The sequence below is a fragment of the Bradyrhizobium cenepequi genome (assembly GCF_020329485.1).
Taxonomy (GTDB): Bacteria; Pseudomonadota; Alphaproteobacteria; order Rhizobiales; family Xanthobacteraceae; genus Bradyrhizobium; species Bradyrhizobium cenepequi.
On record NZ_JAGKJI010000012.1, the window covers coordinates 135,790 to 160,650 of the forward strand.

At 63.4% G+C, this 24,861-nt stretch carries 17 protein-coding genes; 10 read left to right on the plus strand and 7 right to left on the minus strand.

What is annotated here, in order from left to right; translation table 11 throughout:
* The first annotated feature begins 70 nt into the window (after positions 1 to 70).
* Together J6497_RS15955 and J6497_RS15960 are read left to right on the plus strand one after the other, a co-directional pair.
* Positions 71 to 1,141 (plus strand): transporter substrate-binding domain-containing protein, encoded by a 1,071-nt coding sequence (locus tag J6497_RS15955; protein WP_225705213.1) that lies wholly within the window; start codon positions 71 to 73, stop codon positions 1,139 to 1,141.
* 322 nt (positions 1,142 to 1,463) lie between these two features.
* Positions 1,464 to 2,348 (plus strand): hypothetical protein, encoded by an 885-nt coding sequence (locus tag J6497_RS15960; RefSeq protein WP_225705214.1) that lies wholly within the window; start codon positions 1,464 to 1,466, stop codon positions 2,346 to 2,348.
* Between the two features lie 68 nt (positions 2,349 to 2,416).
* On the opposite strand, the gene J6497_RS15965 is transcribed toward J6497_RS15960, so the two are convergent.
* Positions 2,417 to 3,226, minus strand: a complete 810-nt coding sequence (locus J6497_RS15965) for a protein-L-isoaspartate O-methyltransferase family protein (RefSeq protein WP_225705215.1) — start codon at positions 3,224 to 3,226, stop codon at positions 2,417 to 2,419.
* Positions 3,223 to 6,705, minus strand: a complete 3,483-nt coding sequence (locus tag J6497_RS15970; protein ID WP_225705216.1) for an AAA family ATPase — start codon at positions 6,703 to 6,705, stop codon at positions 3,223 to 3,225. Before J6497_RS15970 ends, J6497_RS15965 begins: the two co-directional genes overlap by 4 nt.
* Positions 6,706 to 6,848: 143 nt before the next feature.
* Here J6497_RS15970 and J6497_RS15975 point away from each other — a divergent pair, with 143 nt between their 5' ends.
* On the plus strand, positions 6,849 to 13,298 hold the full coding sequence (locus J6497_RS15975; protein ID WP_225705217.1) for a non-ribosomal peptide synthetase: 6,450 nt from the start codon (positions 6,849 to 6,851) through the stop codon (positions 13,296 to 13,298).
* A gap of 127 nt (positions 13,299 to 13,425) precedes the next feature.
* A complete protein-coding gene (locus J6497_RS15980) occupies positions 13,426 to 13,611 on the plus strand; it encodes a hypothetical protein (protein ID WP_225705218.1) in 186 nt (61 codons plus the stop codon).
* A gap of 209 nt (positions 13,612 to 13,820) precedes the next feature.
* Here the strand turns inward: J6497_RS15980 and J6497_RS15985 are convergent, their stop codons facing one another.
* On the minus strand, positions 13,821 to 14,261 hold the full coding sequence (locus tag J6497_RS15985; RefSeq protein WP_225705244.1) for a hypothetical protein: 441 nt from the start codon (positions 14,259 to 14,261) through the stop codon (positions 13,821 to 13,823).
* Between J6497_RS15985 and J6497_RS15990 the strand changes: the two genes are divergently transcribed.
* Positions 14,166 to 14,525 carry a 4'-phosphopantetheinyl transferase superfamily protein gene (locus J6497_RS15990; RefSeq protein ID WP_376708217.1) on the plus strand — a complete coding sequence of 120 codons (360 nt, stop codon included), beginning with the start codon at positions 14,166 to 14,168 and terminating at the stop codon, positions 14,523 to 14,525. The genes J6497_RS15985 and J6497_RS15990 overlap by 96 nt on opposite strands.
* On the plus strand, positions 14,522 to 15,556 hold the full coding sequence (locus tag J6497_RS15995; protein WP_225705219.1) for an LLM class flavin-dependent oxidoreductase: 1,035 nt from the start codon (positions 14,522 to 14,524) through the stop codon (positions 15,554 to 15,556). The genes J6497_RS15990 and J6497_RS15995 overlap by 4 nt, the downstream gene beginning before the upstream one ends.
* Positions 15,557 to 15,574: 18 nt before the next feature.
* Here J6497_RS15995 and J6497_RS16000 read toward each other — a convergent pair whose 3' ends face one another.
* Positions 15,575 to 15,802 carry a hypothetical protein gene (locus J6497_RS16000; RefSeq protein WP_225705220.1) on the minus strand — a complete coding sequence of 76 codons (228 nt, stop codon included), beginning with the start codon at positions 15,800 to 15,802 and terminating at the stop codon, positions 15,575 to 15,577.
* 170 nt (positions 15,803 to 15,972) lie between these two features.
* Between J6497_RS16000 and J6497_RS16005 the strand changes: the two genes are divergently transcribed.
* Positions 15,973 to 16,317 (plus strand): cupin domain-containing protein, encoded by a 345-nt coding sequence (locus J6497_RS16005; protein ID WP_225705221.1) that lies wholly within the window; start codon positions 15,973 to 15,975, stop codon positions 16,315 to 16,317.
* Positions 16,318 to 16,353: 36 nt separating this feature from the next.
* Here the strand turns inward: J6497_RS16005 and J6497_RS16010 are convergent, their stop codons facing one another.
* Both J6497_RS16010 and J6497_RS16015 read right to left on the minus strand, forming a co-directional pair.
* Positions 16,354 to 17,829: a GH1 family beta-glucosidase gene (locus J6497_RS16010; protein ID WP_225705222.1), complete on the minus strand. Its 1,476-nt coding sequence runs from the start codon at positions 17,827 to 17,829 to the stop codon at positions 16,354 to 16,356.
* Positions 17,819 to 18,832, minus strand: coding sequence for a glycoside hydrolase family 16 protein (locus J6497_RS16015; protein WP_225705223.1), 1,014 nt, complete (start codon positions 18,830 to 18,832; stop codon positions 17,819 to 17,821). Before J6497_RS16015 ends, J6497_RS16010 begins: the two co-directional genes overlap by 11 nt.
* Positions 18,833 to 19,138: 306 nt before the next feature.
* On the opposite strand from J6497_RS16015, the gene pgm reads away from it, so the two are divergent.
* The 3 genes from pgm to J6497_RS16030 are packed head-to-tail and all read left to right on the plus strand — an operon-like array spanning position 19,139 to position 22,628.
* Positions 19,139 to 20,782, plus strand: coding sequence for a phosphoglucomutase (alpha-D-glucose-1,6-bisphosphate-dependent) (pgm, locus tag J6497_RS16020; RefSeq protein ID WP_225705224.1), 1,644 nt, complete (start codon positions 19,139 to 19,141; stop codon positions 20,780 to 20,782).
* A gap of 18 nt (positions 20,783 to 20,800) precedes the next feature.
* Entirely contained in the window at positions 20,801 to 21,757 is a 957-nt protein-coding gene (locus tag J6497_RS16025; protein WP_225705225.1) for an NAD-dependent epimerase/dehydratase family protein, read from the plus strand.
* On the plus strand, positions 21,750 to 22,628 hold the full coding sequence (locus J6497_RS16030; protein ID WP_225705226.1) for a dihydrodipicolinate synthase family protein: 879 nt from the start codon (positions 21,750 to 21,752) through the stop codon (positions 22,626 to 22,628). Before J6497_RS16025 ends, J6497_RS16030 begins: the two co-directional genes overlap by 8 nt.
* Positions 22,629 to 22,801: 173 nt before the next feature.
* On the opposite strand, the gene ftsH is transcribed toward J6497_RS16030, so the two are convergent.
* Positions 22,802 to 24,643, minus strand: coding sequence for an ATP-dependent zinc metalloprotease FtsH (ftsH, locus tag J6497_RS16035; protein WP_225705227.1), 1,842 nt, complete (start codon positions 24,641 to 24,643; stop codon positions 22,802 to 22,804).
* Between the last annotated feature and the right edge of the window lie 218 nt (positions 24,644 to 24,861).

Here is a 24,861-nt window from a genome sequence, read left to right on the forward strand (position 1 = left end):
TCACTCTGACCATGATGATGCAACCGGAACGCGCGCCCGTGCACCAGTGATTTTGTCGCTTCGATCGGTCTTGATATATCTTCTGTCGCTGGCGATCCTTCTCGTCTGCAGCGCGGTCCGCGCGCAAGGCGTAGCCCCTGACAAAGAATTGGTGGTGGCGACCAAGGAAGCCCCGCCTTTCGCGATGAAGCAGCCGGATGGGAACTGGGGTGGTATCAGCATTGAGCTCTGGAGACGGATCGCTGATGACGCGCATCTGCGTTTTCGTCTGGTTGAGACCCCGAGCGTGCAGGACCTGCTCGATGGCGTCGCGAAGGGCGACTTCGATGCCGGCGTCGCAGCGGTAACCGTGACCGCTGCCCGTGCACGCAATGTCGATTTTACTCAACCTTTCTACAACACGGGGCTCGGGATAGCGGTGCCGCTCAATGAAAGCCCCTGGGTCTCGATCGGGCGCGCGCTTCTCTCTTTCGGCTTCTTCCAGGCTGTCGGTCTGCTGCTTTGTTTTGCAATGGCCGTCGGCTTCCTCATTTGGCTATTCGAGCGTCGGAAAACGGAACATTTCAGCGGAGGCGCCAAGGGGCTCGGCACCAGCTTCTGGTGGTCGACCATTGCCATGACGCAGGCGGGAGCTGCCGCGAATGCACCGGCAACGCTTCCCGGGCGAATCGTCGCGACCGGCTGGATGATCGCTTCCGTGATCGCGATCGCCGTGTTCACTGCCGGGATCACCTCCACCCTTACGCGCAGAGAGCTGCAAGGCGCCGTTCACAGCTTCAACGATTTGCGGTCCGTGCGCGTCGGTGCCGCGGCGAACTCTGCGACAGCCGACTACCTCACGCGTCAGCAGCTTTCCTTCCGGGCATTTCCAGATGCTCAAAGCGGCTTGTCCGCCATGAGCCGCGGCGAGATCGACGCTTTCGTCCATGACAAGCCGCTTCTGGCCTGGATCGTTCGTAACGACTTCTCAGGCTCGATCAGAGTCGTCGACACCAGCTTCAGCAGCGAGAGATATGCGATCGTGCTGCCGAGAAGCAGCGCCTTGCGGCCGGTGCTCGATCTCGCCGTGCTCGATCAAATCGAAAGCGATCGGTGGCAACAGACGCTGTTTCTTGCCCTTGGTAACGCCCGATCTCCCTAACGCCACACGCAGATTCCATCCGCTTTCGGCCCGCGGGTGTGAGTTATCTCACACTGCCGGACCGGGTGTCTCGGATAGCATGGGCGTGCGCTGAGGGGGCGTGTTGCCAGCTGCGATGAGCCGAAGCCGGTGTGACCCAGGAGAGCGTCATGCGTACCGTCAGGATGTTTGGAATGCTCGCAATGATTCTAGCGGCGACCTGCTCCGTCACGCCGGTCTTCGCGTGTCCCGCGGGCTATGTCGCCTGCGGTGGTGCTTGCTGCCCGGGCCGATAGCCCGCGTCGATGCACGTCTGATCCGGATATGATGGCAGGAGGTAGTCATGCGCACCATGACGATGATTGCGCTGGCCGCAGTGCTCGCGACGGTGGCCGTTCCATCGACAGCGTATTACTTGACCAGGCCCAGCGAGGATCCCCTCGGCGATACGTTGCGCCGATATAGCTTTGTGCCGATCAATCCCCCCTCCAATCTCATGGAGGTCGGATCGCTCTACTACGTCGATGCCGAGGTGAAGGAGTTCAAGGCCATCTGCCACGCCGACAAGGCCGACCTGGAGGGTGCCGTCGTGTCGTCGCCGAGCTGGGAGATGCAGGAAAGCCTTGAACGAAACGGACGCTTCAACACCGGTGTGAAAATCGATCTTGGCTGGATGCTGAACGGGAGCGCCGAGAGGAATTATGTCGTCAAGGTGCACGCCTCGCTGAACGACGTCCTGCTCGAGGAGATTCCACTCGGCCCGAACTGGCTGATCTTCACCAAGCTGATGGAAAAGCCGCAATGCAGCCAGGTCGCCATGCAATACCTCCATGCCGGCGGCTATGTGTGCCAGGGGCAAAAGATCCTGCAGGCGACCGCCGAGTTCAAACTTGACCGCGACGCGCACGACAGGCTTGCGGCCAATGCGAAGACCTCGCCTGACGAGATCAAGACCATCATGAAGCTCGCGGTCGAGTCGCAGAGCGATCAGAGCGTCGTCGACAGGGAGGGGCGCCTCTTCGCCGGAGCGGCATTGAAGTATGGCGTCTCGATGAATCCGATCTGCCTCGCGCCCCCGGATGGACGCTTCCGGCGAGTCCTGCCGCGGACCGCGCTGGGACGCGTGACCAACTTCGTGCTGTTCAATGTCGTGGAGCCGATGCTCCCGTCCAGGTCGGAGCGTGTGGAAGTGGCGCAGGACACTCACGCGGCGGAGAGGCCGAAGTGACGCGCGGCCCGTCCCCGCGCCGCAGACCGTATTTCTCCGCAGCCGATGCGACTGCATGTCGGCTGCTATCATGCGCGCCGTGGCTTCCGCTCCGATGGCAGTCCTTGCTCGATGCCTTGGAAGCGTAGCGGTGCGAGGGCGACGGCGCGTTCCCACCAGTCCGTCACACGCTCGTCGAGCGCGGTTCTGCCTCGGCCCTGGCCGGGGAAGATCCTGATGCGCCTGACGGCTTCGGCCTGATAACAGCGCGCGAGGCGGGTGATCTTGATGACGGTGCCTGCTCTGCCGCGCCTGGTCAGCGGGATCAGCAGACGGCCGTTGCGGCGGAGCGATTCGATCCACAGCGGATGCGGATGATTGAAGCCCGCATGGACGATGATCACATCGGCAGGGCCGCCTACGTCGCTGCGGCCGTCGCCGTGGATGACTTCGACGTTCTTGTATCGCCTCAGATTGGAGGCGGCACGGCCGGCCAAGGCCTGGTCGCAGTCGATGGCAAGCACCGTTCCTTGCGCGCCGACGATCCTGGATAGGATCGCCGAATAATAGCCGAGCCCGCAGCCGATCTGCACGACGCGCTCTTTCTCCTTGATGTCGAGCACATCGAAGAAATGCGCCCACAGGCTCGGCAATCCGGTGTCGAGGCTGCGGCGTTCATCGATCGCCACCAGCACGTCGTCATAGAGACGAACGGGATTGGCATCCGCGGTGGAGCAGTAGCCGCGTCCGGCCTCGCGCCGGATGCGCCAGGGGCCATCGTCCGCAAATTGCTCGCGCGGTACCGCGGCGAAAGCCCGCAGCACGCGCGGGGAGGAGATTTGTTCGCGCTGGGTGATCGCTTTCGCGTAGCGTCGTCGTGCGGCCGCGAGCTCGCTCATCCCGCTCGGTGGAGTCCTGTCTGGTCGGCCCAAGGAGGCTGCCTTGATGGATTCACGCCGAGCTCCTCCATCAGATTCCATGCCTCCTTCAAGTCCGGCGTGCGGAAGCCTTCGGCGAACTGCGCCGTAACAGGCACAAGCAGTTCGGCGGCCTGCTCGCGCTTGCCGGCATCGCGCCAAAGGCGCGCCAGGCTGATGGCGGACCGCAGTTCCCATGCGAGTGCGCTCTGTTGGCGGGCCAGCTCCATCGAACGACGGAACAGTTCCTCGACGTCATCTGCCACCGCCAGTCCGCCCTGCGCAAAGGTCGTTTCACCCTGCAGGCGATAGACCTCGGCGAGGAAGAAATGATCGCCAGTCCGCTTCGCGACCGCCAGAGCGCCGTCCAATGTCCGCAGCGCTGCTTCCAGCCGGCCGGCTTTCGCATAGGCCGTCGCAAGCAGGCTCCTGAACCAGCAACTGGCGAGCCAGGAGTCCATGGCTTCGTAGCCGTCGAGTCCGGCCCGCATCTGCTTCAGCCCTTCGTCGATCTCGCCGAGCTCGGCCATCGCCCATCCGCGCAGGATGGCTGCCTGCTGCTTCCAATGCAGGAAGCCATGTTCCGACGAGACCACCATGGCGCGGTCCGCATAGTTCATGGTCCCCTCGACATCACGCAGGTGCTGGCAAAGATAGGCGCCGAACTCGAGGGCGAAGGCGAGCGTGAACGGATGACGCAGCTGTTCCGCGTTGAGGATCGCATCCTCGCTGTGCTGGCGCGCCGCATCCGGTCGGCCGAGAAACCACTGGAGATATCCGAGATAGGACAGCGAGACGACGCCGGGATCGATGCCGTGCCGTTCGGTCAGTTCACCGTGCAGATCGGGCGTGTAAAGCCCGATGCAGCGCTGCAGATGATAGTGCGAAGCCGCAAATCGCCCGCGATAGAGCATGGTCATGGCGATCGCCCTGTGGGCCTCGATGAGGTATCCGACCTGCTGCTGCGTCGATTGCGCGGTCGCGTCCGGGCGTACTCGCTTGGCGAACTTCAGGAGTTCGACGCTGAGATCATGGGCGCGCTTCAGATCGGCGCGGATGAAGTGGCACACCCAAAGTCCACGGGTCGCCGTGAACACCATTGCTTCGTCGTCGAGCTGACGGCCGAGCTCGAGCGCCTGGGCATAGTTTTCCTCGACCTCCTGCACGGCATAGCCCTTGGCGGCGATCAGGGCGTTGCCCAGGGCGGTGCGGAGTTCCAGCTCCATTTCGTCGCGTCGCGGCATCTTGGGGTGGCTTTGCGTGACGCTGAGGCCGCGCCGGAGATGGCTGATCGCTTCCAGATTGGCGCCTGCCCTGGCGGCCTGCTTGCCCGCCTTCAGCCAGAAACCGGCGGCCGGTTCACTCTGGCCGGATTCGGTCAAGTGATAGGCGAAAAGCTCGGGTTCGCGCTCGGTACGTTCCGGATAGAGGTCGGCGATCACCTCCGCGATCCGCGAATGCAGCCTTCGTCTTTCGCTGTGCAGGAGGCTCGAATGCGCCGCATCCTGGATCATCACATGCTTGAAGGCATAGACCGAATCTGGCCGATGGCCGCGGCGGACGATCAGCCCCGCCTGCTCGAGGTGATCAAGCGCCGCCTCGATCTGCTCCGCCGGCGCTTCGGCGACCGCGCGAAGGATCTCGTAGGAGAACTCACGGCCGATCGTGGCCGCGATCTGCGCGATCTTCTTGAACGGGCCCATGCGATCGAGGCGCGCCATCAGCGAGTCGGTGAGGGTGGCCGGGATCGAGAGTTGGCGCCATGGTCCGGTGAAGACGTAGCGCCCATGCCGCTCGGTGAGCAGGTTGGATTCGATGACGGCCTTGGTCAGCTCTTCCAGGAACAGCGGCACGCCATCGGTCTTGACGATGATCTCCTCGACGACCTCCCTCGGCAGCTCCCGCCGGCCCGCGACGCGCTCGACCAATGTCGTCCGTAGTTGCCGGCTGAGCCGGTTGAGCTTCAATGCCCTGATATGGCGATCCGCATTCCAGCTCGCCTTGAATTCCGGGCGGCAGGTGACGATCACGAAAATGGTCGCGTTCTGAGCCTTCTGGACCAGCAGGTCGAGCACTTCCCGCGAGGTAGGATCGATCCAATGGGCGTCCTCCAAGGCGATCATCAATGGCCGGTCGCGCGCAAGCCCGATCAGATGGTTCACCAGCGCGGCGACCGTCACATCCTTGTGCTGCTGCGGCGAAAGCTCCGGCAGCGCATGCCGATCGCCGGTTGAGATCGACAACAGCGCCGCAAAGATCGGCACGACCTGCTGCACGTTGCCCTTTGCCGCGGCCACCGCCGCCTCGAGGCTTGAGAGCGCCAGCACCGAAGAGCTTTCGCGATCAAGTCCGATCGCGAATTTGAACTGCTCGATAAACGGATGGAACGCAGTGCCGGTGTAGTAGGGAGAACACTGGAACGACAACTGCCCGTGCGGCTCGCCCGCGATCCGCTCGTGAATCTCCTGGAAGATGCGCGATTTGCCGATTCCAGGCTCTCCCGACAGCAGGACGACCTGGCCGTGACCCCGCTTGGCCTGTTGCCAGCGTCGCATCAAGAGGGCGATCTCTTCCTCGCGGTTGACGAGCGGTGTCAATCTCGGGCCCATTGCCGCGGCGAAGCGCGTTTCCGTGCGCGCCCGCCGGACCACGCGCCAGGCCTGGACCTTCTCGGATATCCCCTTGAGCGCGTGAATGCCGAGATTCTGGTAGTCGAACTTTCCCCTCAGCAGGGATTGAGTCGAGGACGCAATGACCACCCCATTGACGGGGGCCAGCGGCTGCAGCCGGGCAGCGAGGTTCAGCGTTTCGCCGACGGCGGAGTCGCGTTCCTCGGTGCCCTGTCCTATCAGGTCTCCGACGACGACGAGGCCGGTCGCGATTCCGATGCGAACAGCAGGCGTGTAGCCGGACGCCACTCGCTGCTCGCCGCCTTGCGCGGACGACAGCGCCTCCACGATCTCAAGCCCGGCGCGCACGGCACGCTCAGCGTCGTCCTCATGCGCATGAGGGTAGCCGAAATAGATCAGGATGGCATCGCCGATATAGCGCGCGGCGAAGCCGTCATAATACTTCACGATCCGGACGCAAGTCTCCCGGAAGCGCGCGATGATGTCGCGTACATCCTCGGGATCGAACTGCTCGGAGAGCGACGTGGAGCCCACCATGTCGCAGAACATGGCTGTGAGCTGCCGCCGTTCGGCGGCGTTCGCCGTTCTCGGCGTGACGCTGCGACCCGCTACCGGTGCGATCGGGGCTAGCGTACCGATCGCGCGCTGCAGGCGCCTGCGATCACCCATCGGAAGACCAAGCTTCGCCAGATCCTCTTCGGTCAGATCCGGGAGGACGTCGAAGCCGATACGGTGCTGAATGAAAAGATCGCCGTATTGGCCGAGGCCGATCTCCTCAAGCCAGTGCTTCAAGCCGCCTGTCGTTTCAGAGCTTGGCTTATTCTCCGGCATGATTATCCGTCAGGCTGCATCTCGGGAGAAGGATGTGTCTCCGTCGTCTGGGTGCGCACATTTGGGGACTTTGCCCGACCTCGGTCTGGACGGATTTGCGAAGTTCGAGGACAATAGCTCAATTCGAGCAAAAAGGCACTGCCTTGTCGGACGTCGCAGCTTCACCGTCGCAGGGATCGGCCGGCAGCAGCACCGGGGGGCGGGTCTTTTCGTGCATCGCGGACATCCTCGACTTCTATTCTCGTACGGCGTCCGCTCGGACCGCGGTGCTTGCTCCCGGGCGCGGTGCGGCGACCTATGCCGATCTTGCCACGCGCACCGATAATACTGTCCGTCAATTGCGCGGGCTCGGCATCGCCCAGGGCGATCGCGTCGCGGTGGTATTGCCGCGGGGCGTGGATAACGCGCTGACCCTTATTGCGGTGGCAACAGCAGCGGTCTGTATCCCAGTCAATCCGGACCTGACCGGGGACGAACTGCAGCGCTATTTCAGCGAGCTGAAGCTTGCCGCCATCGTCACGTCTGCGGAAGCGAGCAAGGCAAGCCGGGCAGCCGCGCATGCGTTGGGGATTCCAGTGATCGACCTCTCGCCGCGGCTGAGCCAGGGCCTCGGCGCTTTTGACTTGGCGGGTTCGGCGGCTGGACCTGCCGTTGTCGGTGGTGCCGCGCGCGGTGACGATGATGCCTTTATCCTGTTGACCTCAGGCACGGCGTCTCGCCCTAAGATGGTACCGCTGACGCATGCAAGCGTGTGTCTTTCGGCCTACAATGCCGGAGCCGTGCTCGCGCTTGGGCCTCAGGATCGCCTGCTCAATGTGCTGCCGCTGTTTCATGCGCACGGCCTGATATCCGGTCTGCTTACGGCGCTCGCAGCCGGATCCAGCGTGATCTGCACCGCGGCCTTCGATCCCGCGTCCTTCTTCACCTGCCTGAAGAAGTTGGAGCCGACCTGGTACACCGCGGTGCCGACCATTCACCGCGCGGTGCTGTCCGCTTCCGAACATGACACGCGGATGACACGAGCGTCCTCGCTGCGCGTAATCCGCTCGGCATCCGCATCGCTCGCACCCGCCATCCTGCAGGGACTGGAAGCGCGGTTCGGCGTTCCCGTGATCGAGACCTACGGCATGACGGAAGGTGCATCCCAGATTGCCGCCAATCCTCGCCACCGGCGCAAGCCCGGCTCGGTCGGACTGCCCGCCGGCCCCGAGATCGCGATCATGGATCAAGAAGGCCGGCGGCTGCCAGCCGGTGAGCGCGGCGAGATCATGCTGCGCGGCCCCACCATCAGCAGCGGCTATTACAACGATCCGGAGGCGACCAGATCGGCCTTCCGGGACGGTTGGTTCAGGACCGGCGACCTCGGCTATCTCGACGCAGACGGTTATCTCTTCATCGTCGGCCGCATCAAGGACGTCATCAACCGCGGCGGGCAAAAGATCTCGCCTCTCGAGGTGGAAGAGGCGCTGCTGAGCCATCCGGACGTGCTCGAGGCCGGCGCCTTCGGCATTCCCCACCAGAAGCTTGGCGAGACCGTCGCCGCCGCGATCGTGCTGCGGCCGCAGTCCGGCGCGACCGCGCATCAGCTTCGGCAATTCGCGCGGCAGCGGCTTGCCGCCTACAAAGTCCCGAGCCTGATCCGGATGGTTCAGGCCTTGCCGAAAGGGGCGAGCGGCAAGCTCAAGCGAAGCTCGCTTGCCGAACTGGTGTCGGCTGGACCGGTTAGCGAAGACAACGAACACAGGCGTTCGCCGCGTTCGGAGCTGGAGCGGCAACTGGCCGAGATCTGGGCGAGGCTCCTGGAAGTGGGTGAGGTCGGTATCGATCAGGACGTGTTCGCGCTCGGCGCGGATTCGCTCGCAGTCACGCAAATGCTGTCGCGCCTGCGCGAACAATTCGGCGCCGATCTCTCATTCAAGGATATTTTCGACGCGCCGACGGTCGCTGAACTTGCCGGGCGGCTGCAATCGCGTGCGGCGGGCCGTGACGTCGTGATGCCGGGCTGGCGGAAGACCGCGATGGAGGGAAGCCGTGCGCCGCTCTCGTTCCAGCAGCAGCGGATGTACGTCCTCACCCGGTTGGACCAGACCAAATACAATTACAATGTTGTGGAAGTGGCGCGCCTGTCCGGCCGGCTCGACGTTGCTGCGTTCGAGGCAAGCATCGCGGCGCTTTGCGAACGGCACGAGATCTTGCGCTCGACCTTTTCCGAATGGCTGGGCGAACCCGTGCAGCGCGTTGATGCGGAGATGCCGCGGCTCGGACATATCGACTTGAAGGGATGCGCGCAGGCCGAGCGCGAAACTGCGATCCGGCGCGAAGCTTTGAGGCTGGCCCACCACCAATTCGATCTTGAGCATGAACCGCCGCTTAAAGTCAGGCTGCTGCGCTTTAGTGCGACCGATCATGCGCTGGTGATCAACATCCACCACCTCGTCACCGACGGCTGGTCGCAGCGGCTGTTTTGGCAGGAACTCGAAGCGCATTATGCGGCGCGCCGCGCGGGACGCGCTGCCGCGTTGTCTCCGCTCGCTTTCCAATATCGCGATTTCGCTGCGTGGCAGCAGGCTTGGGCGGAGACACTGGCGGCGAAGGAGCAGTTGAGCTATTGGCGCAGGCAGCTCGATGGCGTCACGACACTGCCGCTGCGCACCGATCGCCCGCGTCCACAGACCTGGAGCGGCCGCGGTGCCCGGCACTACATCGAATTCCCGCAAGGCCTGTCGGCGCGGCTGAGGTCGCTGAGCCAGGCGAAGAGCGTCACGCCGTTCATGACGCTGCTCGCTGCGTTTCAATGCGTTCTCCATCGCTACACCGGCCACGAGGATGTCGCGATCGGCTCGCTGATTGCGAACCGCAACCAGATCCAGACCGAACGCCTGATCGGGCTGTTTGCCAACACCGTGATCCTGCGCACCGACTGCTCCGGCGATCCCACCTTCGGCGAGCTGCTGCGGCGGGTGCGGCAGGTCACGCTCGATGCCTATCGCAACCAGGATCTGCCCATCGAGGAGGTGTTGCGGGCGCTGCAGGTGTCGCGCAGCCGCGACGGCAATCCGCTGTTTCCGGTGATGTTCATCCTGCAGAGCGCTTCGATCGAGGCGGCCACGTTTCCTGGATTGTCGACGCAGCGCCTCGAGGTCGATCCGAAAGTTTCGCGGTTCGACATCACGCTCGAGCTGGTCGAGACCGACGGCCGCTTTTCGGGTTTCTTTGAATACAGCACCGACCTGTTCGACGCTTCGACGATTGCGGGAATGGCGGTGCATTTCGAGCGGCTCCTGAAAGCAGTCATTGCCGATCCCGAGGAGCGGATTTCGCGATTGCCGCTGCTGTCGCCGGCCGAGCGTCGCCGTGCACTGGCGGATTGCAGCGGTGTCGAAGCCGATTTCAGCGCATTCCAAAATCTTGCTGAGAGCTTCGACCGGCAGGTCGCGCGTGCGCCGGAGGCGGTCGCGGTCTCCGCAGGCGAGGTGCGTCTTAGCTGCCGCGAGATCGCCCGCCGCAGCGCCGCAGTTGCCGCGCGGCTCGTGCAGGAGAAAATTGGCGCAGAGAAGGTGGTCGCGCTATTTGGCGAGCGAAGCCCGGACTTAATGGCTGCGATGATCGCGGTACAGCGCGTCGGGGCTGCCTTTCTCTGTTTGGACCCGGCCCTGCCCGCCGCACGGCTGGCCGAAATCCTGAAATCCAGCGGCGCGCATTTGGTGTTGGTCGGAGCAAGTTGCGCCTCTGCGTTACAGGAAGTTCTTTCCCGCTCATCCACTCAGCAGCACCTGCCTGTTGTCCACCTGCAGGGCCTGGGCTCCGCCGCCAATCCCGTAAAGCCGGCGCGGCGCGCGCCATCGAGCCTCGCCTATGTCATCTTCACTTCGGGCTCGTCGGGAACGCCGAAGGGCGTGATGATCGAGCAGCGCGGATTGTCCAATCATCTGGCGTCCCTGATCTCCGAGCTTGGCCTGTCGTCTGCTGACGTCATCGCGCAGACCGCGCCGCAGAGTTTTGTGATCTCGGTCTGGCAATTTCTCGCCGGTCCTGTGGCCGGTGCGCGCGTTCACATTTGTGCCGACGAAATCGTGCGCGATCCGGACCTGCTGGCGCAAGAAATCGAGCGGGCAGGGGTGACGGTGCTGCAGATCGTGCCATCGCTGCTGCGGGCTGTTCTTGAACGAACCGACGAAGCGACGCTGCGCGCCTTCTCGCGCCTGCGCCTCTTGATCTCGACCGGCGAGCCGCTCGCCGTCGATCTCTGCCGCGCCTGGTTTCGGCGGTTTCCTGATGTGCCGCTGGTCGATGCTTACGGCGCATCGGAGTGCTCCGATGACGTCGCGCTCAATCGCCTCTGCGAACTGCCGCCGTTCGCGGCCAGCGTTCCGATCGGCGGCCCCTTGCCCAATACGCGCCTCTACGTGCTCAATCCGCATCTGCAGCCGGTGCCGGCCGGGATTGTGGGCGAGCTCTGCGTCGGCGGCGCCGGTGTCGGGCGCGGCTACATCAATGATCCCGGGCAGACGAATGCGCGCTTCCTGCGCGACCCATTTTCGCAAGCCGCGGACGCGCGCCTGTATCGAACCGGCGATCTCGCCTGGCGCCGCGCCGACGGCACCATCGAGTGCCTCGGCCGCATCGACGATCAGGTCAAGATCCGCGGCTATCGGATCGAGCTGAAGGAGATCGAGCATGTTCTGCTTGACCATTCGGACATTCGCGCCGCCATCGTCGAGTCGCGAGGTGAAGCCGGTGGCGAGGCCCAGCTGGTCGCGCACATCGTTGCGGCGCCGGGCAGCCGGCCGGATGCCGGCGCGCTGCGCGACTTCCTCAAGCGCAGGCTGCCGGGCTACATGGTGCCCGCGGCGTTCCTCTTCCTCGAACGCATTCCGCTGAACAATCACGGCAAGGTCGACCGTTCCGCGCTGAGGGGCGCGTACCAATCCGAGCCGACGGCCGCCGGCGTGACGGTGCCGGCGCGGCGCGGCACCGAAAAGACGCTGACCGACATCTGGATCGATCTGCTGAAAGTCCCCCGCATCGGCGTTAGCGACAATTTCTTCGACCTCGGCGGCCATTCACTATTGGCGGGCCAGGTGATGGCGCGCATCGCGCGGGCATTCGGCGTATCGTTGCCGATCAAGACGATCTTCGAAGCGCCGACCGTGGAAGAACTTGCGCAGCGGATCGACGAAGCATTGGCAACGAAGCCACAGCAGGTTGCGTCGATCATTCCGGATGTCGCGGCAACGGGTCCGCGCCTGCCGTCGATCGCGCAGGCCCAGATGCTTGACATCGAACGCGAGCTTCCGGGGCTTCCCTTGTTCAATCTGCCCTTTGCACGGCGGCTGCAGGGACCGCTCGACCTGGTCGCGCTGAAGAAGAGCCTTGGTGAGGTCATGCGTCGTCACGAGTCGCTGCGCTCCGCGTTTGGCTGGCATGGCGACGGGCCCGTGACCGTGATCACGCCTCCTGGCAAGCGCGCCGCGCAGTTGGACGTCGAAGATCTGACGGTTCGCCAGCCGTTGAAGCATAAGCGGGTCAGCCAACTGCAACTGAGGAAGGCTAGGCTCCGTGCTGAGCAGGAAGCTAGAGCGCCGTTCGACTTGACATGCGCGCCGCTATTTCGGGCCCGCCTGTTGCGACTTGGTGCGGACGATCATGTTCTGCTGCTCACGATCCACCATGCCATCGCCGATGGCTGGTCGATCGGAATCCTCTTTGACGAGATATCGCAACGTTATGCGGCGCTCATGGATCGCCGATCGGGACCAGCGCTCGAGCCGATCTTGCCGTTCTCTGACGTGGCGCGCCGTCAGCGCGGATGGTGCGCCACAGACGCGGCGGAGCGGCAGGCCAGCTATTGGAAGGAGAACTTGCGCGGGGTTACGCCTGTCTTCGATGCTGCCGACGTCGCCCCAGTTCCACCCAGCGATCATCAGCCGGTGCGCCTGTCGGGCGATCTGATCGCAGCGCTGACCGCCTTTGCAAGCCGGGAAAATGGCACGCTGTTCATGGCGTTGTTGACCGGATTGAAGACTCTGCTCGCGATGCGAACCGGCCGTGATGACATTTGCGTTGCCACCGCGATGGCAAATCGCTCCCTGCCGGACACCGAGCGTTTGATCGGGCCGTTCGAAAACACCGTGATCATCCGCACCAGCATCGATCCGGGACTTTCGTTCCGGCAGGCATTTTCCCGCGTGCGCGCTGGCGTCCTCGAAGCCCACGCCAGGCAGGAATTGCCCTTCTGCGTCCTCGCCGCGCGGCTTGCAGAAGCGGGCATCGACCCGGCTTCGCTGATCCAAGTCTATTTCACCTTGCAGAATCCGTTGCGCCAGCCGCTGAAGTTTCCAGATGTGAAGATACGCACGTTTGGCAACGCCTACCGGGAAGGACAGCCCGTGATGTCCGTCAATCAGACCTGGCTCTCGCTGATGCTGAAGGAGCGGCCGAGTGGCATCATCGGCTCGTGCAGCTACAAGCGCGACCTGTTCGGACACCGCGCGATTCCACAATGGATGGAGGATCTTGTTGCGATCCTCACGCGCGCTGCAGCGCAGCCCAATGCGCCGCTGCAACGCTTGCTCCGTCGCCGCGTGGCATGAGGCGTGTCAGTCGTCAGTCACTCCGAGGCTGTAGCGATCAAGAAAACTACCTTGATTATTTGTCGCTTCGCGAGCAACATTGTTGTTGCGCCTGACAAGGGGTCGCGGGAAACCCGGGGTATTTACTATGGGATTTGTTCCGTATCTTGATTTCGATAAATTGACACCCGACGAAAGAAGAAAGCTGAGGGACTTGCTCAAACGCGAGCGGGATCAGCTCAGAGAGGCGTTGGCCCTGACCGAGAAAGGCCTGGCGAAGTTGGGCAAGGCGACCAAGGCCAAGAAGAAAAAGAAGAAGAAAAAGTCCCGCTAGACGCAGCAAGGCTCAAAGCCATGCGCGGTTCGAACGCGTATCGCTCCTGGATGTCTGTTCGAAACGCCGACCTAGAACTCGCAGCGTGCGCTTCCGGCGGACCTCGCCGGCAGCCCGCTCGTTGCTGTGCGACGCGGTGAGCAGAGATGGGGCAGCGCGCTTCACCACAACTGCAGATCGCGGGTCGTAAGATCGAGCTCTGCGTCGGATTACTCGACGTCGTCGATACGCCGCAGGCCTATGAAATGTGCCTGGCAACGTTGTCGTCGATGGAAAGACAGCGTGCTGCACGCTTCGTCCATCGGCGCCACCAGCGGGAATATGTCCTTGCGCATGGGCTGCTGCGCTTCGCGCTGTCGAATTTCGTGCCTGAGGTTGTGCCGTCCGCCTGGTCGTTCACGACCGATCGTTTTGGTCGGCCGTTTATCGCCGCCGGCGCAACTGCGGAAACGGTCCATTTCAGCCTTTCCCACACTGATGGATGCGTGGCGTGCATAGTTTCCGCTCATCAGGCGGTCGGCGTGGATGTCGAGCGCATTCGCCAACGGGCAGACATGCAGGAGGTCGCGTGCAGTATGTTCTCTCCTGGCGAAATCGAAGCTCTGCGTGATCTTGCACCGCGCGACTTTGTGGATCGCTTCTTCGACCACTGGACCCTCAAGGAGGCCTACATCAAGGCGAAAGGCCGCGGGCTCGACTTGCCGCTCGATCAGTTCTCGATGCTGATCTCCGGCCGAAAGATCGGTATCGGCTTCGGGCCCGGCATCGCCGATGATCCGCGGCGCTGGCACTTCACGCAAAGCTCTCCCTCGCCGATGCACAGGCTTGCGATCGCGGATGGCACAGGCACGGCTGGAGGTCTTCCCGTGCTGCGCCGCCCCTGGCCGCTTGCGTCCGGCGCTTCCGCGGCATGACCGCGAGCAAGCGCAGATCCCGGTCGGGTGAATCGTCGGAGCGTTCGGCGACCAAAACCAGGCTTCATGTATTCCCTGCCGTTTCACGCAACCGCGACCCCGCAAAATACGCCGACGAGCTGATGCGGATCGCGCATTTCGCCGACGGCAGCGGCTTCGAAGGAATCCTGCTGTTCGCCGGAAACGACGTGTTCGTCGAGCCGTGGTCAATGGCCCAACATATCCTCGCGCACACGCAACGCTGCGCGCCGCTGATCGCAGTCAACCCGGTCTATCTGCATCCGTTCACCGCGGCGAAGCTGATCTCTTCCTTTGCACTGCTCTACGGCCGGAAAGTCTACCTCAACATGATCACCGGCACTGCGCTCAGCGATCTGCACGGGCTCGGCGACGAGCGGTCCCATGCCGAGCGATATGCACGGCTTGGCGAGTTCATCGCCGTGGTGCGCCAGTTGCTCGCGAGCTCGCGGCCCCTCAGTTTTCGCGGCAGGTTCTACACCACGAACGATCTGCAAATCTGGCCACGCTTGCCGGCGGATTTGATGCCGGAATTTTTGATCGCCGGCCAATCGGACGATGCCCGCCGCGTGGCGGCGGAGATGCAATGCCTGATGATGCAGATGCTCCCGCGAGATCTCGAGCAGGGAATAAGAGCTCCCGGATTGAATTTCGGGATCTTTGCGAGGGAGGGACGCGAGGAGGCGAGGCGGGCCGCAAAACGTCGATTTCAGGACAGCGACGACAATCGCGAATTGTTCAAGCTGACGATAGAGAACACCGATTCCGTCTGGAAGCGGCGGCTCGGCGACGATGAGCAGGATGGCGCGATCCACGACAACGGCTATTGGCTGCTTCCATTCCTGACCTTCCAGGCAGATTGTCCGTATCTCGTCGGCAGCTATGCCGAGATCGGCGCGAAGCTGCGCAGCTTCGCCGAATTGGGCGTCGGCAACATCATCCTCGATGTGGTCGCGGACGAACAGGAACTCGAGCACGTCCGCAAAGCGCTGGCATTGAGCGGCGTGTTCTGACAGCGCCGTGTGCTCAATTCACTTTGTCGGGCGGCGTCCGGTGCGAGCGTTGAGCGGAGCGGTCGGTGGTCGCCGCAGCGCTTCCGGCAGGAACGGTTCCTCCGGCACAGGGGAGGGGTCGGAACGGACGTCGGCGGCGGTCTGCGCCCGTTCATGCGGGCTTTGATTATCCCTGAACTTGCGTTTCACGTCCACGCCACTGACGGGATCGTTGACGCCATGCCGGATGTCCCTGCTGTCAGTCACGATCTGCCTCCAGTCCCTGTGCAATCCGCTCGTCTCATTCAAAAACGTCGGCGCGCACGTGGTGTTCCATCGGGTTCCGGATGCAAGCGAGGGAACACGCGGATCAAAAGGAACTGGTTGTCGGCCGCTCGATTGATACCGAAGCAATTGACGAACCGGGAGCTGCAACGATGCACGACAGCACCGTCAAGAAGGTATCGGAAAAGACCTCGCCGAAGGGCGTGATGGGGCAGACCTATCTGGTGTCCGGCAAGCGCGTTGCTATGCGCTTATGGGACAATGAGCGGCCGCAAACCGACCTGCCGCACCGACGCGAATACGAGACCGTCGGCTATGTGATCTCCGGCCGTGCCGAACTGCTGCTGGAGGGACAGACGATCAAACTCGCGCCCGGCGACTCTTGGCTGGTGCCCGCCGATGCCGAACATAGCTATCGCATCATCGAACCGTTCACCGCGATCGAGGCGACCTCGCCGCCGGCGCAGGTGCACGGTCGCGATGAGATGATGCGATAGGAACCTGACGCGGTCGAGGTGTAGGGGCCGTTCGCCTCAAACCCCGATCGCGTTCTTTGCCAACACGTCGCGATAGAATTCCGCGCTCAGTTTCGGGACGCGGGCTTGCGTCTCGAAGTCGACGCGGTAAAGCCCGAAGCGCTTCCCGTAGCCGAAGATCCATTCGAAGTTATCCATCAGGCTCCAGAGGAAGTAGCCGCGCACCGGGACGCCTTCGGCCGTGGCGCGCTGGAGCTGCGCCAAATAGTTGCGCAGATACATGATGCGATCGAGATCATAGACTTTGCCATCGGCCGTAAGCTTGTCTTCGGATGAGGTGCCGTTCTCACTGATAAAGATATTCTCGATGTTCCAGATCTTCGCGGCGAGCCTCGGCGCCCAATAGATCGTCTCCGGGCCGATCCGCAGCCACTCCGAATTCATATGCGGAAACGAGGCGGGGAACGGCAGCACGTTGAAGTGCGGCTTGCGGTCCGAAGCGGTGATGTAGAATTGCGGTGCGTAGATGTTGAGGCCGACGAAATCGGTCGGCGAAGCGATGATCTTCAGTTCCTCGGACGTGAACTTCGGCGCGTTGGCCCCCGCATATTCGAGGAAGCCTTCGGTGTATTTGCCTTCCAGGATCACGCCGAGGAAGCCCGCGTTCAATTCGCGCGTGGCGATCTCGGCGGCACGGATGTTGTCCGGCGTCGCGATCGCGGGCACGCAGGCTGCGATGTTCTCGGCAACGCCAACCTTGGTGCCGGCACGTCCCTTGGCGCGGATCGCCTGTACCGCAAGCCCGTGGCCGAGGGCGACGTGATGGCGGACCTGGTTCAATTGCGCCGTCGGCAATTTGAGTCCGGGGGCGTCGATGCCCCAGCCATAGCCGAAATTGACGAAGCGGCCCGCTTCGTTGACGGTGAAGATGTTCTTCACCCGGTCGGTGATGCGCTCCGACACATAGGCGGCGTAGTCGCCGAACGCCTTTGACGTCTCGCTCGATTGCCAGCCGCCGACGCGGTCCTCCAGCGCTTGCGGCAGGTCCCAGTGGTAGAGCGTGGCGTAGGGCTCGATGCCGTTCGCGAGCAATTCGTCGATCAGGCGGTTGTAGAAGTCGAGCCCTTTCGGGTTCGGTGCACCCGTGCCTTCCGGGAACACCCGCGGCCAGGCGATCGAGAACCGATAGGCCTTTGCGCCGAGGTCCCTGATCAGCGCCACGTCTTCCTTGTAGCGGTGATAGTGCTCGTTGGCGCGGTCGCCATTGCTGCTGTCCTCGATCTTGCCTGGCGTGTGGCTGAACGTGTCCCAGATCGAGCGGCCGCGGCCATCCTCGTTGACCGCGCCCTCGATCTGGTAAGATGACGTCGCGGTGCCCCAGACAAAGCCGGCGGGAAACGGGCCGGGTGCGTGCGGGTCGGCGGCCGCAGCCTGCGTCGCGTTGCTCTCTGCGGCGGTTGCGGGCGCCGCCATGCCGAGCGCGGAAATGCCCGCGAGCTTGGCGAAATGCCGGCGCGAAAATCTACCGAACATCGGCCTCTCCGGTCGGGTTGGCATCGATCTGATAGGCTGAGATCCGGTCGATCTCGAAGGCGACGCTTTGGGGCGAACTGCCATCGACGAAGCCGACGCCGAGAAAGAACTTCGATCCCATCGCAAGATTGACGATCATGTACATGGGATCATCATATCCTATGGGGACTCTGATGTCGGATACCGGCTTGCGGTCAATGAAATAGATCAGCCGGTCCTCTTCCCACAACACACCGTAGTTGTGGAATTCGGATTCCGCACCTCGCAAGGTGAAATCAAACCCGCAGGACTGGATGCGCTGAGTCGACGGAATCCGCCAATGCGTCGTCATCACGATATCGCCTGGCCGCTCGCCCCGTCCTTCCACGACGTCGACTTCCGGGGGCCAGCCGCCGTCGTCGGCGAGCATCCAGAACGCCGGCCACACGGCGCGGCCGATCGGGATCTTCGCGCGGATTTCGAAATAGCCATATTTTTGCGAGAACTTGCTCTGCGTCGTCAGGAGGCCCGAGATGTACTCACTGTCGAACAGCGCCGGCTTCAGGTCCGGCGGCGTGCGGCTGGCGACGATCGACAGCACGCCATTGTAAACCTTGAAGGGATCAAGCCCGAGCGGGGTGCTCATCCTGCCGCCATAGCGGGGATCGACATAGATTTGCTGCTCGCCATTGGCGCTGGTCTTGCGTTTGAAATCGGAGCCGTCGCCGCCCCAATAGCGTGCCTCGGGCCACGCCGCGCCTCCGGCATAATGCGGCACCCACCTTCCGTCCGCCAGCGGATGTGCGTTGAAATCGTCGTTGAAGGTCCGGTGCAGCGACCGGAAGTCAAGCGACGTAGGCGGTTGATCTTCAACCCGGCGGCATTCAGTGGTCGTGGGATCGGTGGTCACCTGCAAAGTAAGCGCTGCCGGCGCTGCTTCGAGATCGTCCTCGGCCAGGGCGGGCGCCGTCATGGCGATATAACCGATCGCGAGCAGAACTCTCGGGGTCAATTCGCCGATCATCTCCAGCCTGCAGCGGGTGGGTTAATCCACGTTAACCTTTCGTGACGCTGCCGGGCAAGACGCAGGGGTGCGGCATACGGGACACCATACGGGAATGTGACGGATCAGTGATCCCGGAGGCTGGGAAGGATCGGTGGCCTATTCGGAGACGCTCGAATTTGCTCATGAATGGATCGCGGAAGCGCTTCAACCGGGTCCCCCATCACGTTCGCGGCCAACTGCAGCCGCGCCGCATAACGCTTTGCCGGCAACCGGCTCGCCCGTATAGTGATGTCTCAAAAGATAGAATTGGTCCTGAGAGGTCACGTGACTGCACCAAATCCTGCAGCAGGCAAGCCGGTGGATTCTGCTTCGCTTGCGAACATTCCGCGGCTCGTCACGGCGTATTTTGCATCGAAGCCGGATCCTGCTGATGCCACACAACGGGTTTCGTTCGGCACGTCGGGTCATCGCGGTTCCTCGCTGCGAAACTCCTTCAACGAGGATCATATCCTCGCGACCACGCAGGCGATCTGCGACTATCGCCGCGAGGCCGGGGTGACCGGACCGCTCTTCATCGGCATCGACACCCATGCGCTGGCCGAGCCGGCGCTGGCGAGCGCGGTCGAGGTGTTCGCCGCGAACGGCGTCGAGATCATGATCGACGAGCGCGGAGGCTATACGCCGACGCCGGTCATCTCGCACGCGATCCTGACCCATAATAAAGGCAAGACCTCCGGCCTCGCGGATGGCGTTGTCATCACGCCGTCACACAATCCGCCGGAAGACGGCGGCTACAAATATAACCCGCCGCATGGCGGGCCCGCCGATACCGATGTCACCGGTATCATCGAGAAGAACGCCAACCGCTATCTGGAAGCCGGGTTGAAAGGCGTCGCGCGGATGGCTTACGACCGCGCGCGCAAGGCGCCGTCGACGCATCTCTATGATTACATCACGCCCTACGTCGCCGAGCTCGGCAACACGGTCGACCTGGCGCTGGTCAAATCCGCCGGCATCAGGATCGGCATCGATCCGCTCGGCGGCGCGGCGGTGCATTTCTGGCAGCCGATCATCGAGCGTTACGGGATCAACGCCAGCGTGGTGAACGATGCGGTCGATCCGACCTTCCGCTTCATGACCGCGGATTGGGATGGCAAGATCCGCATGGATTGCTCCTCGCCTTACGCGATGGCGAGCCTGATCCAGATGCGCGAGAAGTTCGATGTCGCGTTCGCCAACGACACCGATGCTGACAGGCATGGCATCGTGACGCGCTCGAACGGCTTGATGAACCCGAACCACTTCCTCGCGGTGTCGATCGCCTATCTGTTCGGCCAGCGCCCGCAATGGGCCACGAATGCCGCGATCGGCAAGACCGTCGTCTCCTCCTCGATCATCGACCGCGTCGCGAAGAAGCTGAACCGCAAGCTGGTGGAGACGCCGGTCGGCTTCAAATGGTTCGTCGAGGGGCTTGGCACCGGCGCGTTCGGCTTCGCCGGCGAGGAGAGCGCCGGCGCCTCGTTCCTGAAGCGCGACGGCTCGGTGTGGACCACCGACAAGGACGGCATCATCCTGGGGCTGCTTGCGGCGGAGATGATCGCCAGGACCGGGCGCGATCCGAGCCAGCTCTTTGCCGATCTCACCGCCGAGCTCGGCGTGCCCTTCTATGAGCGCATCGACGTCGCCGCGACGCCGAAGCAGAAGAGCGCGCTCAAGGCTGTCGGCCCCGAGCAACTCAACATGAAGGAGCTCGCCGGCGAGCCGGTGCGCGCGGTCAGGACCAGGGCGCCGGGCAACGACCAATCGTTCGGCGGCATCAAGGTCGAGACCGACTCAGGCTGGTTCGCGGCGCGGCCGTCGGGTACCGAGGACGTCTACAAGATCTACGCCGAAAGCTTTCGCGGAGAGGATCACCTGAAGCGGATCCAGAGCGATGCGCAGGCGGCGATCGCGAAAGTTTTCAGATAGGGGCCAGCCGTCATCGCCATGCGTATTCTGCTCACCGGTTCCTCCGGCTGGCTGGGGCGCTTCCTTGCGCCGAGACTACGGCAAGCCGGCCATCACGTGATCGGCCTCGATATCGTCGCGGGCGAAGCGACTGACGTGGTCGGGTCGGTCGCCGACTGCGCCGTGGTCGAGCGGGTGTTCGCCGATCACGGCATCGAGGCCGTGATCCATGCGGGCGCGTTGCACAAACCTGATATCGCGCGCTTTTCGCAGCAAGCCTTTATCGACGTCAACGTGTCAGGCACGCTCAACCTGCTTCAGGCGGCGGTTGCGGCGCGGCATGATCGTTTCATTTTCACCTCGACGACATCGTTGATGATCTCGCAGGCGATCAGGGAAGGCGAGGGACATGCCGCGGTCTGGCTCGACGAGATGGCGGGGCCGCTGGAGCCGCGCAACATCTATGGCGTGACCAAGCTTGCGGCGGAGGGACTGTGCCGCGTCTATAGCCGGGAGCACGGGCTGAACTGCGCCGTGCTGCGCACCAGCCGCTTCTTTCCCGAGGAGGACGACAGCGAGCGGGGCCTCGAAGGCGAGAACCTCAAGGCGAACGAATTCCTGCATCGCCGTCTCACCGTCGAAGACGCTGCGGACGCGCATCTGGCGGCGCTCGACAGGGCCAAGGGTTTCGAGATCTTCATCGTCAGCGCGCCACCGCCTTTTGTGCCGGCCGAGGCCGAAGCGCTGAAATCGGACGCAGCCAGCGTGATCGCGCGCCATTTCCCGGACGCTGCCGCGCTCTATGCCAGGCGGAATTGGCGGTTGCCGCATAGCATCGGCCGCATCTACGATCCCGCCAAGGCCGAGCGTTTGCTCGGCTTCCGCGCCCGGACCGATTTCGCTGAGGTGCTCGAGGCGTTGCGCAGCGGCGCGCCGCTTCCCTTCGCGCACGATCCCGATTACGTCTCGCCGTCCACGAGGTCTAAGCATGGCTGATTTCCACGGCGTCTTTCCCTATCTGGTCTCGCCGCTCGATCCCGCCGGCCATATTCGCAGCGAGGTGCTGGGCCGGCTGTGCGATGACCTGATCAAGGCGGGTGTGCACGGATTGACGCCGCTCGGCTCGACCGGCGAATTCGCCTATCTCAACAATGCGCAACGCGCGCAGGTCGTGCATACGACCATCGAGGCCGCTAATGGCCGCGTGCCGGTCGTCGCCGGCGTCGCTTCGACCTCGACGGCGGATGCGGTCACGCAAGCCAAGGCCTATCAGAAGCGCGGCGCCGACGGCATCCTCGCGATTCTGGAAGCTTATTTTCCGCTGCCGGATGCACAGGTTGAATCCTACTTCCGTGCCATTGCGGACGCGGTCGATATTCCCGTGGTGATCTACACCAATCCGCAATTCCAGCGCTCAGATCTGACGCTCGACGTCATCGAGCGCTTGGCGGCCCATCCGCGCATCGGCTACATCAAGGACGCCTCGACCAACACCGGCCGGCTGCTCTCGATCATGAACCGCTGCGGCGACAGCATCAAGGTGTTCTCGGCCTCCGCCCATATTCCCGCGGCCGTGATGCTGATCGGCGGCGTGGGCTGGATGGCAGGCCCCGCCTGCATCATCCCGCGGCAGAGTGTCGAGCTCTATGATCTCTGTCGCCGCGCGCGCTGGGACGAGGCGATGGCGCTGCAACGAAGTCTCTGGCACATCAACGAGGCCTTCGCCCGGTTCAACCTCGCCGCCTGCATCAAGGCCGGCCTCGCGATCCAGGGCTACGACGTCGGCGATCCGATTCCGCCACAGGCGCCGCTGATGGACGATCAGCGCAAGGTGGTGGCGGCCGTGCTGCAGGAGTTGGTCTCGTAAGCGTCAGTTATTGCGCCCTCTCCCTTGTGGGAGAGGGCTACTCCGGCGCCGGTCAAGAGTTCGCTTGGGTGAGGGGTTCTCTCCACGAACACACACGCTCGTGGAGACAACCCCTCATCCGGCGCTTCGCGCCACCTTCTCCCACAAGGAGAGAAGGAAGGACGCGCGCGGGCTCACACCGCCCGCAACGTCTCCTTCGGCGTCTCCCGGACCAGCGCTTCCAGGTCGCTCTGCTCCAGCGTCTCCTTCTCCAGCAATTTCTTTGCTGCCCGGTCCAGGATCGCGCGGCGCGCGTTCAGGATGCCCTGGGTGCGCTCGAACACACGCTCGACGATCGCGCGCACCTCGTGGTCGACGACGGCCGCGGTCTCCTCCGCATAGTCGCGTTCGGGCGTGGGGTAGGGCCGGTTGGCTCCGGCCAGGAAATTGCCGGGCTCGCGGTCATAGGCGATGCTGCCGAGCTTCTCCGACATGCCATAGCGCGTCACCATGCTGCGGGCGATATCGGTCACCCGCCGCAGGTCGTCGGCGGCACCGGTGGAGAGATGGTCGAACACGATCAGCTCGGCGACGCGGCCGCCGAGCAGTACCGCCATCTTGTTCTCCAGTTCCTCCTTCGTCATCAGGAAGCGATCTTCGATCGGACGCTGGATGGTATAGCCGAGCGCGCCGACACCGCGCGGAATGATCGAGACCTTATGCACGGGATCGACGCCCGGCAGCGACAGCGCCACCAGTGCATGACCCATCTCGTGATAGGCGACGATTTCGCGCTCCTTCGGGTTGAGCAGCCGGTTGCGCTTTTCCAGCCCGGCCACCATGCGCTCGATCGCATTGTTGAAGTCGCTCATGGTGACGGCCTCGCCGCCGCGGCGCGTTGCGAGCAGCGCGGCCTCGTTGACGAGATTGGCGAGATCAGCGCCGGTGAATCCCGGCGTCAGCGCTGCGACCGCCTCCGGATCGACGCCAGATTCAAGCTTCACCTTCTTGATGTGGACCTTGAGGATGTCGGTGCGTCCCTTCTTGTCCGGACGGTCGACCAGCACCTGGCGGTCGAAGCGGCCGGCGCGAAGCAGCGCGGGATCGAGGATTTCCGGCCGGTTGGTGGCCGCGAGGATCACAAGGCCGGAACGCGAGTCGAAGCCGTCGAGCTCGACCAGGAGCTGGTTCAGCGTCTGCTCCTTTTCGTCATGGCCGCCGGCGAACGGGCCGATGCCGCGGGCGCGACCGAGCGCATCGAGCTCATCGATGAAGATGATCGCAGGCGCCTTCTGGTGCGCCTGCTGGAACAGGTCGCGCACGCGTGCTGCGCCGACGCCGACGAACATCTCGACGAATTCGGAGCCGGAGATCGAAAAGAACGGCACCTTGGCCTCGCCGGCGACTGCCTTGGCGAGCAGCGTCTTGCCGGTGCCGGGCGGGCCGACCAGAAGCACGCCCTTGGGCATGCGCCCGCCGAGCCGGCCATAGTCGGTCGGGTTCTTCAGGAAATCGACCACCTCGCGCAATTCGTCCTTGGCTTCGTCGACGCCGGCGACATCGCCAAAATTCACGCCGGTGTCAGCCTCGACATAGATCTTGGCCTTGCTTTTGCCGATCGCCATCAGCCCGCCGCCGAGGCCTCCCCCTTCTGCGGCGCGCCTGGCGATGAACCACCACAGGCCGAAGAACAGGAGCACCGGCATCACCCATGAGAGAAGATCGCGCAGGAACGTGCTCTCGATCTGCCCGGTGAAGCGGACGTTATATTTCTCGAGTTGTTGCGCGACCTCCGGATCGACGCGCGTGGTGATGAACTGCTTCTGTCCGCCAGGCAGCGGCTCTTTCAAGGTGCCCTGAAGGGTGCGGTCGGAGATGCCGACGCTCTCGATCTTCCCCTCGCGCAGCAATTGCTGATATTCGCTGTAGGGGATCGTGGCGATCTTGCTGGCGCTGACATAGACATATTGAACAATCAGGATACCGAATATCGCCGCAATCGCATATCCGACATTGAAACGCATCTTGTCGTTCATGACCGCTCTCCGATCAACACCGATATGGGCCGGTCCAAGCGTCGGTCCGATGGCCTTGGACGTGCCCCCGAGCGGGCAGCCGACACTTTACACCATGGAACAGCTAGCGCGCGGCGGCCGGGTTTCAACCCTCAGCGCGACAAATGGCACCGCGCCGCAAGCGTGAAAAACCCTTTAGGAGCATGATCGGAAAGGTGGAAGCCGGTTTTCCTGAAAGA

Excerpts from the sequence above, each read along its gene's own strand:
- J6497_RS15960 (WP_225705214.1), top strand. The coding sequence starts at position 1,464 with ATGCGCACCATGACGATGATTGCGCTGGCCGCAGTGCTCGCGACGGTG.
- J6497_RS15965 (WP_225705215.1), bottom strand. The coding sequence starts at position 3,226 with ATGAGCGAGCTCGCGGCCGCACGACGACGCTACGCGAAAGCGATCACC.
- J6497_RS15970 (WP_225705216.1), bottom strand. The coding sequence starts at position 6,705 with ATGCCGGAGAATAAGCCAAGCTCTGAAACGACAGGCGGCTTGAAGCAC.
- J6497_RS15980 (WP_225705218.1), top strand. The coding sequence starts at position 13,426 with ATGGGATTTGTTCCGTATCTTGATTTCGATAAATTGACACCCGACGAA.
- J6497_RS15990 (WP_376708217.1), top strand. The coding sequence starts at position 14,166 with ATGCAGGAGGTCGCGTGCAGTATGTTCTCTCCTGGCGAAATCGAAGCT.
- J6497_RS15995 (WP_225705219.1), top strand. The coding sequence starts at position 14,522 with ATGACCGCGAGCAAGCGCAGATCCCGGTCGGGTGAATCGTCGGAGCGT.
- J6497_RS16005 (WP_225705221.1), top strand. The coding sequence starts at position 15,973 with ATGCACGACAGCACCGTCAAGAAGGTATCGGAAAAGACCTCGCCGAAG.
- J6497_RS16010 (WP_225705222.1), bottom strand. The coding sequence starts at position 17,829 with ATGTTCGGTAGATTTTCGCGCCGGCATTTCGCCAAGCTCGCGGGCATT.
- J6497_RS16015 (WP_225705223.1), bottom strand. The coding sequence starts at position 18,832 with ATGATCGGCGAATTGACCCCGAGAGTTCTGCTCGCGATCGGTTATATC.
- J6497_RS16025 (WP_225705225.1), top strand. The coding sequence starts at position 20,801 with ATGCGTATTCTGCTCACCGGTTCCTCCGGCTGGCTGGGGCGCTTCCTT.
- J6497_RS16030 (WP_225705226.1), top strand. The coding sequence starts at position 21,750 with ATGGCTGATTTCCACGGCGTCTTTCCCTATCTGGTCTCGCCGCTCGAT.
- ftsH (WP_225705227.1), bottom strand. The coding sequence starts at position 24,643 with ATGAACGACAAGATGCGTTTCAATGTCGGATATGCGATTGCGGCGATA.